The following is an 11,417-nucleotide window of genomic DNA, read 5'->3' as shown; positions in this document are numbered from 1 at the left end:
CAGCATCCCCCAGAAATTCGAGACTTTCGTTATCTTCTTCTCCAGAATTTTCATTTAAAAAAGAGCGGTGGGTTAGAGCTTGTTTTAAAAGTTCAGGATTTTTAAATTCAGGTAGTTTCTTTGTCATATTACAAATTTTAATTTCTTGATAAGTTAGGTCAGCATAAATAAATGTTAAAACGAAGAATCTGAAAATTAAGCCCGCAAGAAGTTTTCCAGAAATTTTCCAAGTTTTGAATTTCCATCACGATTTTATGGATAATTAGGGTTTGCTGAAAAAGTCTTTTAGTAGGGGTAGGAGACAGGAGACAGGAGACAGGAGACAGGAGAAAAGGGTCGGGAGCGAGGAGGTAGGAGTAACAATTGTAAGAATGATTTTTCTGCCCAACTATGAGCCTAAAATACGCTCCTTTTTGAGCATGAAGAACTGAAAACCAGGCACTTTTTTCGACTCCAAAAAGACTAAATTCTTTATATGTCAATGCTTTTAGATTTAATCAGCAAGCCCTAATTAAACCTACCTACTTATAGCAGTTTACTACTCTCTAGAAATACTTATGTTGATGATTTTAGGGAGTAGGGAAGAGCGAATAGGGAAAAAAATTTGCTGTATCAGTTGTACCAGATTAATTGCCGAATATACTGTATTTACAGCAAGCAAATTTTAGGATAATTAGCGACAGTTAAAAATTAATCTATAAATTTTATTCCCTATTTCCATATCTGGTGTTCCCTATTCTCTAAAAGCATAAAAATTTGTACCTCCAAGACTTGAAAACTACTCTATCTATATTAATCTTCTTTGTCTCAACTTAGATAGTGCGTTTTCTGCAGCAAGTTTTTCAGCCTCTTTTTTACTCCCTCCTTGACCTTCGCCATACAATTTATTAGCTACAAATACCCGAGATATAAAACTTGGTTCATGATCAGAACCGCCACATTTTTCAGTTTTATATCTTGGCACATCTGTACCATTTTTTAGTACCAATTCTTGAAATAAGCCTTTAGGATTTTCAATATTAAGAGATTTATTTTCAGGCTCTAAATCAACAGATTTTTCCAGAGCTTCAGCAAAAATTGGTTCTAAAAAATTGCGCACTGCCTCAATACCAGAATCAATATAATAAGCACCAATAACTGCTTCAAAAGCATCACTAAGTAATGAATAATTTTCACGCCCTCCCTGTAATTCTTCACCCTTACTTAACAAAATAAATTGTCCGAGGTTTAAATCTATGGCAAATTTTGCTAATTGTTGATTATCCACTAAACTGGAACGTTTTTGAGTCATGTCACCTTCTTTCATTTTTGGGTATTTACGATATAGATACTCGCCACTAAGAAAATTTAGCAAAGCATCACCAAGAAATTCTAAACGATTATTATCGACGCTGACTTCTGTAGGATTTTCATAAAGATAAGTCCGGTGGATTAAAGCAAGTTGTAAAAGAGAAGCATCTTGGAAATAAATTTTTTCCAGTAATTCGTTTAATTGTTCTCTAATTTGTCTTTCTTCCTCTTCAGAAACAGAATAACTATGAGGAGTTTCACCACGAAATTGTTGTTGAGATAAAAGCCGTAATACTTCTTGCTTTTCTTTCTCTACTTCCTCCACTTCCTCTGCATTGATAATTTTAAGAATCCGAGTAATATTGTCAAGATATCGATAGGTGTCATCTACAGAGAATGGAGAGCCATGTGCCCAGTCATTTCTGACTTCTATGAGTTCTTCTACTATTAATAAAAATGCTTTATCCAGTTTTCTTTGAAATACTTTATCCCACTGCTTCTTGATTAATTTAAGTTGTAGAGATACATCTTCAATTAAAGCCTTTTCGATGCTTTTCTTCCTTTTGAGTTGTCTAATTTCACCCTTTAATGTCTCTTGTACTACTTGCAACCAATTTTCTTGATGAAATTCCTTAATTACATCTTCTATATATGGATATAAATTCTTACTCAAAATATTCAAAGCTTTACCAATTATCTCGTGCTTATTATGGATAGTCATCTCAAGTCTACTCCTACATTTTTTATAAAATTATATCAACTAATTTTTTTAATTGTCTCGACTAATATTTGATTAATAGTACTTAATTAAAATTGAAGTATAAACATAATAAATAGATAAATTTTATCGAAAACCCAGTTAATTTTTCTTTCTAAGATAGAAAAGAAACTGGGTTTCTATATTTAGACTTTACCTAAAAACATTTTCCACTTTATCAACCGGGGGAGATAAAGATTATTGTTGCACTTCAAACAACTAAATCCTATATTTTCTGGAATCATAACCTCTCTGAAGTTGATTTACAAATTGCGCCAAATTAAATGGAAAATCCTAATTATGCCATTTGTATAAGCCTAGTTTTTACTTCCAATAATTCTGATAGTTTTTTGTCTACAAAATAATATTCGTCAGCAACACTAAGTAATTTTTGACTGGCATTATTTGAATTGGCAAAAATGATGACTTTTTTACCTTTAGCTTGCCATTGACGAACAAGATTTTTATAGTCTCCATCTCCAGTAATTAAAATTAATATGTCAGTAGATGGAATAGAATTAAGTTCTCTTTCACAGTCAGCTATTAATTTTTGATCGACACTCTGTTTTTCTGTTGTAGGAACGTCAATACAGTCAAAACCTAGTTCCTATAAACGTTGTTTATTACTTTGATTTTCCTCTCGCCAATTGCTATATACTCTTTGGCTAGATAAGCTACCATTTCAACAATTAATAATTAATAATTAATAATTAATTATTAACAATTACCTCTCCTTGGAAAGAAGAGGATTGACTCTTAAGGAAAATTTTTTCTTCTCTTGGTCGATTGGATATGGTTAGGAAACCCATCCATCCCTAGACTGCTTTTTTCTCCTTTAAAAGAGAGGCTTTAAATCTTAATTATTCAGTAAATTGGCAAAAGTTTGAAAATATCGCACAAGATAAGAATTGAAATTAATACGAACATTTTGATAATCCCAATGTAATTAGACTAATAATCGAACTCAACCAATTTTAGGTGTAAGCTGAAATCTTATTATGTTGTACCGAAATAATTAAATTACAGTAGATAAGGCTACAACTTACACTTACATTAAAAAAAATAGCATGATAGTAAGTGAATATCAACAAATAGAAATCTCCAGAAAAGAGGGAACAGGGAACAGGAAACAGAGATAAACAATTGACAATTTATGGATAATAATTGATTTTTTGAAATTTATGGAGATGTCTAATAGTATTTTTTTTTACACGCTTTTTTCTGCTTATAACAGGAGTTCTAATAATTCCTGTTTTTTATTTTTTCTACATTTTCTACTTCTGCTGCATTGATGGTTTTAAGTAGTTGAATAATACTGTCAAGTGCTATATCTACTTTTTTCTTGGGAAATGGAAAAAAATGGGCACAATTATTACGAATATCTAGAAGTTTTTTTACTTTTGATTTACTCATTTCTGTTCCTTGACTTAAATCATATTTAAAGATATTATCCCAGAGTTTATAGATTAGCTTTAGTTGCAGAGATACATCTTTACGCAAAGCTTCATCTAAGTTGCATTTGTTTAATCCTTGCTGATTTTTTAAGATATTTTTTGCTTCTTTCAACCAATTATCTGAGTAGTATTCTCGCATTTTTTCTTCAATATATGGATATAAAGCTTGAGCTAAAAGCTTTAAAGATTTATAGATTAAATCACCATAATCATCTATGAAAGGCTGATTTTTTGTAATCATTTTACTGATATTTCCTTTGGGTTGTTTGCGAACAACAGCATCGGAACATCAGATATCTATCACTAATAGTGAAATAGTGAGTTACTCAAAAAAAACTCCCTTATCTTGATAGAAGCTTTCCAAAAAATAGGAGTTAATAGTGACAACTAATGTCACTTTTGACTCACTAATAATATTGGGATATTTTTCTACAGGGAATTTCATAAAATGAGCATTACTCAAACTAAATAAACACTATATTAAGTGGTACTAGCTTCAGCTAATGTCTCATAAATGGTAGAGTCCATATATGTACTAACTCGTGTATCTTAAGTTTGTAGTGTAGTAATCTGTAGTAAATCTTGATGCTTGTAGGTATTTAGTTCTTTGGGGGTTGGTGATTTGAGGTATGAAATCAGTAATTTAGATAAATTAAGAGTAATTCTTTGAGTGGCAAGATTAGATATTGTCTTTACGTTAGATTAACCGAAAAGTACTTTTCTTTCTCCTGACTCCTGACTCCTAAGTAATTCAAATTAATGTTATACACGCGTTTCAACAACGCCGTCCTTTGTACTACTAACTTAGCAAACAGCTATTTATACTAAAGATTAATTACAAATCGAGATATACGAGTGAGTATATATGTCTACCATCGATGAGACAGCAGCCAACAACAGACCATAGATACTAAGATTCTATGCTATCTTAATAATTAGTATAACAAAGACATAAAATTATTGTCAATAGTTTTGAGATTTATTTTTTGGACTAACCTTCATAGCATGAAAAACCTCCCGTTCTACTTTGTATGTTTTACCAATTCACTCTAAGGATGTCACAAATAGTCAGCAACTGATGATGTGGAATAATAGGTTGAAATTATATTGTATAGTTAATACTTTAAGTCTATCAACTTTCACTTCCAACTTCTGACTTTTGACTTTTGACTTTTGACTTTTAACTTCTCCCTATTCCCTATTCCCTATTCCCTGACTTCTGCAAGTCTAAAGAAGCTTTACAACCAAATGGATAAGGGGAATTATAAGTAGTAGAACGCTTGCCAAATATCGTATAACGATTATCTCTAATCTGCTCATAAAAGCGATCGCCCATCCATTTTGCTCCTGGTAAACCCCGATATGCTGCCACAAAAACATCTCCCACAGGCAAAAGTCGCCCTATTTCTTCCGCTGCATCACTACCTTGCCACCTACATTCTGGTGCATTACCATCAATCAAAATCATACCCATTTCACAATCTTTAGCAGTAATACCAAATTGATTGAGTTTTTCTAAATCTTGCATAGGAATATATTCAAATAGCTCACCTTTGTCTATACTTTCCAACACCTGCACCAAAGTTACACATAAATTGCAGTTGCCGTCATAAATTACAATATAACTCATACGTCTTAGTTTTATTTTGAATACAATCAAAATTGTAACACCAAAATTAAGGCGTTGCTGAATACTGGGATGATTTCGGCTGACACGGAGACACGGGGACACGGGGACACGGGGATTATGGTTTCTGATCTCTGACAAAATCATCCCGCAATTATGCAATGCCAAAATTAAAGCTCTACAGGTGCTTCCCCACCTAACCTTTCTTCTAATAAAAATCTAAGTACAGACTGAGTAAGCAAAACCAAACCTAATCTAGCTTGCGCTAACTTCGGTTTTTTCACCTTCACCTCACCCCAAATACGACAATGACTGTAAAAATTTTGAAAAGCTACACTGATAGCATCAGCTACTTTTTGCCAATTTACAGGTTTTTTGCTGCTAGAAACACAATAGATACGATCAAGAGTCGAAGCAATTTGAGCAATTAATTGATATTCAGCATCATGTAAAAATTGTAATTGCCCATTCGGTTGTTGCCAGGATATAGGTTTAGAAGTTTGCCACTGCCAAAATTTACCGCTGGTATCTGCATCTATGAGAGTAAGATTAATTAGGCGATCGCGTATACCCATCCGCAATAACGAACAACAACGAGCATGACTATACTGAATTGGAAACAAATTTGTAGTTTCTAAAGATTTATCAAAGTAATTGGGTCTAAAACCCCGCCTTGATTGGCGAAATGTTTTTGGATACTTGCTCACATCCCCGTTACAAAAACAACTTCTGACTTCGTTAAAGTCAACACCAACCTGTAATTCTTGTTGCTCAAAATTTAGGGGAAAAGAAGTTAGATAATCTAACCAATTAGCGATACTCAAATCAGTTAAATAAAAGTAAATTATCCCAGATGAAATTACCTCAATATCAAAAAATTCTGTATCTTTATTAGTCTCAGTATTTACTATTTCCCTACAATATTTAACTAACTCAGTAGCAATATATATAGCTGGTTGTTGACAAACCGAAGCTAACTTCAGAGCGATCGCTGACTTGTATACAATTGCTCCATTATTTATAGTTTGATTAATTGGAATTTCTTCCTTCTTTTGCCAAACTTCTAATGTATTTTCATACCTGCAAGATAATTCCAATTGCTCTTGGTATAAATTTAGAGCTTTTTGTAAAATCTGTATTAAATTACACTTTAATGATAATTTTGTCAATATTATTACCACCTCAAATAAATAAAATTTCTCTTGAATATTCAGAATTAGATGTGTTTTTTGCTACACTAATACTAAGAGTAAAACTGGTATAAGCAGACAGATAAAAATCTGCTTCTATTCCTTTGATCAAAATGATTTGAGCTTAAGGCTAACTATTACTACAAGAGAGTACTAATGCAACTATCATCACATCCAGAACTACCAGAAATGTCACTGAATATGCAACCTACCAGCATTTCTACACCTACCAGCAGGCCATTTCTGACTTGGCAACTAATCATAGATTGGGCAGAAGAACACTACCGTAGCAGAGCTTTTAGCAAAGATGAACGTATTCCTGCCCGTCCAGGTTTGCTGTATCTAGTACAAAAAGGGTCAATTCGTTTAGTAGGTAATGCCCACATTAGTGCCAGTCGCAATAAGTCTAGCAAGTCAAAAACGAGTAATATTTCAGACGAAGCTTTCCTCGGATTTGTCGGTGCCGGTCAACCATTTGAACTGATAGCTCAGTCACCATTTACACTTCAAGCTTATGCTCATGCAGATCAAACAACTGTGCTTTGGATGTATTGGCATGACCTAGATAATTGGCCTCACTTTCGCAGAGAAGTCCTAGATGCCTTTAGATACCAACATCAACGGAAGCTTCTGTGGCTAAGTACCCTAGGCCAACGTCGCACCATTGACAGATTATTCGGATTTCTGACGCTATTAATTGAAGAATATGGAGAACCATGGATCGCCCAAGACAAACCAGAAGTAACAAGTGGTTATTATTTGCCTTGGCCTTTGACCCATGCTCAAATTGGCAGTGCTATTGGTTCAACCCGCGTCACTGTGACTCGTCTAATGGGTAAATTACGTCAGCAAGGCTTAATATTTATCCAGAATGATCATCTGGTTTGCTTACCAACAAAGTCTGAACAGTCACAATAGTTAAATAATTTTTGGGTAGTTAGTTCTGGGCGATTATCAAACTTGGATATTAATACATATCCAACCATAAATTGTTATTTTGCATATTAAAATATAATGCATTGAATAGATAATTTTATCTATATTTATCAAATCATTTGATATGATTGTCATTGCTTACTACTCTTACTTCTGATGCTAATTTATGTTAAACGAAGTAATTTTTCTTTTATTTATTATCTTCCGTTATTTTCCGGCAATTAAGTATTTTGATGCTCGCCTTTAGCCAAATTTATGTATTCACAGTGTGGATATAGAGATAGTAAATATTAAGAACTGCAAAAGTAAAGTAAATAGTTGAACATTATGGGTAAAGACTTCACTACACCAAAGTTAAGCACATTATCGTAGTATAATTATTAGCTCCAATCAATATATTGATTGCGTTCAAGAAGATGGAATTGTACTTTTGGTACTTCTACAAACCAAAATTAGAAATATTAAGTCCTTTTAATTAAGCATCATAAAAACTCCTCTTAATTGTCCTCACAAGAATAGAATAATTAATGCTATGGAAGGTACGTTTTTAGGTTGTGGCAAAATACCATAATGAAAAAGTTTAGGAAAATCGAATATTTGACCATAGCGCAAAAAACTTAAATAGCCACTTAACTATTTTAAAAGAACTGCAAAGATGATCATATTGTCTGATGAATTTTTTGGTTTGTAACCAAATATCTTCAACGGGGTTTTGCTCCGGGGCATTCGGGGCAAATTTTGTACAATTTATCAACCATTCTTCTTCTGGTAAATCTTGATTAATTGTGATCAAATATTCTCGCGCATTCTGGGGAATTATGGTAAGTTGCTCCATCCCAGAATATTGCCAATTTTTTTCCCGGCCTTTGCGCTTTGCAAATATTTAATAAATTCAATGGTATTTTCAGTATTTCCACATTTATATTCTTGAACAATAAATTCCTTTGTCTAATAGTCTAATGCCCCATCTGGGAGTTTGTCTTTCTTTTTGATTTTTGATATTCATTTCTATTCTTTTATCTGTTCTTCCCCAGGGGTAACCTAGTAGGTCTGCTATCGCACTCTCTACTTCCATTCAATGCACACATAAAATGCTGGAATATCCCCAGATAATTCCCACTCTTATCCTTCCTTTCTCCTGACTCCTGAGTTATACGATAACTAATTATCCGGATACTACATCATATTTCATATCAAAGATAACCGAATATTTTACTTGACACAGAGAAAGTTCCCATAATTTAATATCAAAAATAAAAAAAGAAAAAACTAAAAGTCTAGTCAAGATATAGAAGAATATAATGCTGATCACAAAAGTTTACTCATCTACTTCACTCGATCTTAGTTGACTAACTCACCCGATCAAAGTTCAATGACTCACTTTATCAATATCAAAAAATCACCAGTAACTTGATTCATAACTCACCACAATAACTAGAAAAAAAGCAGATAATATAAAGTATCAAGTCCGCAGTTAAAAGTAAAACAATGATGATTAAAGACCTCAAGCAAATATGATTTGTTCCCACAAAAACCTACTTAATTGGCCTTAATGGTATCACTAAAACTCAAGCTGCGACTTTTTCCAGTACTTTAGGCAATATAAGATATGATTTTTTATTAACTTTTAAATACTCATATAAAAAAAAACTTTGTTTGTAAAAACTAATTTATTAGATGAATAAAGATTTAATTAAAGTCCTTTTAATAGAAAACAATACAGACTATTTTATTCTGATCTATGACTTACTGTCACAGGTAGAATCACCAAAAATATTACTAGACTGGGAAAATACTTACGAAGCAGGATTAACAGTAATGAAAAAAAATCAACATGATATTTGTTTGCTTGACTATAAATTCAAAGAAACAAAAGGGTTAGAAATACTTCAAACAGCAATTAATCTAGGTTGCCAAATGCCAATCGTATTACTCACAGATATAGAAAATCAAGAATTAGAGATGGATTTAATGAATAAAGGAGTAGCAGATTACTTGAATAAATCAGAAATTAACGAATATACATTAAATCGAATAATTCGCTATACACATGAGAATAATCAAAATTTAAACGCTTTAAAACAAAGCAAAGCAAAGCTACAAGAAGCACAAAAAATTGCTCATTTAGGGAACTGGGAATATGACTTAAAGACACAAAAAATAACTTGGTCAGATGAAATATTTCGCATCTTTGGTCTCAACCCTAGAAGACCAGAACCAACTTATTCAGAATGGCTAGAAATGTTTACCATCGAAAGCCAACAATTATGGGATAAAAATGTAATTATAATCTTAGAAAAAGCCGAAAGTTGTGAATGTGAATATCAAATCATTCGACCAGATGGTACATTAAGGTATCTTTATACTCAGACTACTTTAGTCGTAGATAATAACTCAGAATACATAGGTATATTCGGTACAGTGCTAGATATTACAGAGCGTAAAAAAGCAGAGTTAGCTGTGGAGGAACTTAGACAAAAAGAGCATTTATTAGGACTCATTCTAGACCGGATTCATCAATCTTTAAATTTGGATGAAATATTAGAGACTACAGTAGAGTCAGTACGGTTTTTTTTGGAGTGTGACCGCGTCTTAATTTATCGTTTTTTGGAAGACGGAAAAGGTATCGTAGAAAAAGAATCTGTAGCAGCAGATAGCAGTCCAATTTTAGGTAAAATTATTGACGATCCATGTTTCCCAAATACAGATATTATAGAACGCTATAAACAAGGTTATATTAGTATAATAGAGAATGTTGAAAACCCAGATATCAACAAATGCCATGCCGATCTACTCAAACAGTTTCAAGTCAAAGCAAATATGGTATTGCCAATTTTAATTAATCAAGAAGAGGAAAAACAAGGTTCAGAAACTACTGCATGGGGATTAATAGTAGCTCATCAATGTACTCATAAACGACAATGGCGAATATCAGACACCGATCTATTGAGACGCTTGGCAACTCAGATAGCGATCGCTATTCAACAAGCTCAACTTTATCATCGTTTAGAGAAACTAAATCAAGAATTAAAGGAAATAGCTTATATTGATGGTTTGACAGGAATTTGTAACCGTCGCCACTTTGAAGAAAAACTAGACCAAGAATGGAAAAGATTAACACGGGATCATGCTTCTATGTCAATAATTATGGTGGATATAGATTATTTTAAACCCTACAACGATACTTACGGTCATCAGCAGGGAGACAAATGTTTGCAACAGGTAGCTCAAACTATTAGTGCTGCAGTGAAACGACCAGGAGATTTTGTAGCTCGATATGGGGGTGAAGAGTTTGTGGTTGTACTGCCAAATACTCCCATAGAAGGAGCGCTGAAGGTTGCAGAAAAGATTATAACACAAATTGAGGCTTTAAAAATTCCCCATACAGCTTCGACAGTCAGTAAGTGGGTGACAAGTAGTTTAGGAGTGGCAAATAGTCACTGCTCTACTGACTCTAATCCTCAAATATTACTAGAAGCAGCAGATATGGCGCTATACAACGCTAAAAATACTGGTAGAAATCAAGTTTATATTGATGATTCATACTAAATCCTGTTTAGAAGAGAGATTTATTGTGAAGGTAAGGCAGAAGGCAGAAAGATTAGAAGGCAGAAAGATTAGAAGGATTTGGACAAATTAGCTTTTCATAACCGGATTTGGTATCATGTATAAAAAATTTTTAGGAGCAAAAGCAATAAATTCATTTAGTCATACAACTGTATAAATCTGGTTTCTCAGTAACCTTGATTGAATCTAGCTTAAAATCTCTATATTTGAGATTTATAGGCAAATTTCTGCTTTTTATAAAAAACATTCACTTAGCATAGAAATATGCAACAAACTTACTCCCTAATGCACCATTTTAGCTGTGTCACGCCACTACTGGAGTGGCACTCCTAAGACTGTGCATATAGATTTTTGTTTCTAGGTGTCTCGATCTCCCCATCTCCCACACTCCCCATCTCCCACACTCCCACACTCCCCATCTCCCACACTCCCACACTCCCCATACTCCCACACTCCCACACTCCCCATCTCCCACACTCCCCATCTCCCACACTCCCCATCTCCCACACTCCCACACTCCCCACACTCCCCACCCCTCCCCACCCCCCACCCCCCACACCCCCCACACCCCCACCCACACCCACACCGCCCACCAC

Annotated in this window: 7 protein-coding genes and 2 pseudogenes; 2 read left to right on the top strand and 7 right to left on the bottom strand. The window is 33.7% G+C overall.

The annotated features are described in order from the left end of the window. Positions 1-787: 787 nt before the first annotated feature. The 5 genes from rnc to F6K27_RS23080 all read right to left on the bottom strand — a co-directional run bounded on the left by rnc (position 788) and on the right by F6K27_RS23080 (position 6,297). On the bottom strand, positions 788-2,011 hold the full coding sequence (gene rnc, locus F6K27_RS23095) for a ribonuclease III (RefSeq protein ID WP_287278490.1): 1,224 nt from the start codon (positions 2,009-2,011) through the stop codon (positions 788-790). A gap of 334 nt (positions 2,012-2,345) precedes the next feature. After that, complete coding sequence (locus tag F6K27_RS33930; protein WP_353736052.1) at positions 2,346-2,636, bottom strand: NYN domain-containing protein; 291 nt, start codon at positions 2,634-2,636, stop codon at positions 2,346-2,348. A gap of 650 nt (positions 2,637-3,286) precedes the next feature. Beyond that, positions 3,287-3,742: a Swt1 family HEPN domain-containing protein gene (locus F6K27_RS23090; RefSeq protein ID WP_287278489.1), complete on the bottom strand. Its 456-nt coding sequence runs from the start codon at positions 3,740-3,742 to the stop codon at positions 3,287-3,289. 957 nt (positions 3,743-4,699) lie between these two features. Then, positions 4,700-5,131: a thiol-disulfide oxidoreductase DCC family protein gene (locus F6K27_RS23085; protein ID WP_287278488.1), complete on the bottom strand. Its 432-nt coding sequence runs from the start codon at positions 5,129-5,131 to the stop codon at positions 4,700-4,702. Positions 5,132-5,298: 167 nt separating this feature from the next. Next, entirely contained in the window at positions 5,299-6,297 is a 999-nt protein-coding gene (locus tag F6K27_RS23080; protein ID WP_287278487.1) for a DALR anticodon-binding domain-containing protein, read from the bottom strand. A gap of 222 nt (positions 6,298-6,519) precedes the next feature. On the opposite strand from F6K27_RS23080, the gene F6K27_RS23075 reads away from it, so the two are divergent. Continuing rightward, positions 6,520-7,236 (top strand): Crp/Fnr family transcriptional regulator, encoded by a 717-nt coding sequence (locus tag F6K27_RS23075; protein ID WP_287278508.1) that lies wholly within the window; start codon positions 6,520-6,522, stop codon positions 7,234-7,236. A 525-nt stretch (positions 7,237-7,761) separates the two neighbouring features. On the opposite strand, the pseudogene F6K27_RS23070 reads toward F6K27_RS23075, so the two are convergent. Next, positions 7,762-8,305 (bottom strand): annotated as a pseudogene (locus F6K27_RS23070) (transposase); the annotation flags it as partial. A 626-nt stretch (positions 8,306-8,931) separates the two neighbouring features. Between F6K27_RS23070 and F6K27_RS23065 the strand changes: the two are divergent. After that, positions 8,932-10,803, top strand: coding sequence for a diguanylate cyclase domain-containing protein (locus tag F6K27_RS23065; RefSeq protein ID WP_287278486.1), 1,872 nt, complete (start codon positions 8,932-8,934; stop codon positions 10,801-10,803). 347 nt (positions 10,804-11,150) lie between these two features. Here F6K27_RS23065 and F6K27_RS23060 read toward each other — a convergent pair. Then, positions 11,151-11,417, bottom strand: a pseudogene (locus tag F6K27_RS23060) (hypothetical protein); the annotation flags it as partial.

Source organism: Okeania sp. SIO2F5, assembly GCF_010692685.1.
Lineage (GTDB): Bacteria > Cyanobacteriota > Cyanobacteriia > Cyanobacteriales > Microcoleaceae > Okeania > Okeania hirsuta.
The sequence above is the reverse complement of the archived record's forward strand: the minus strand, read 5'-3'. Positions and strand labels throughout refer to the sequence as shown.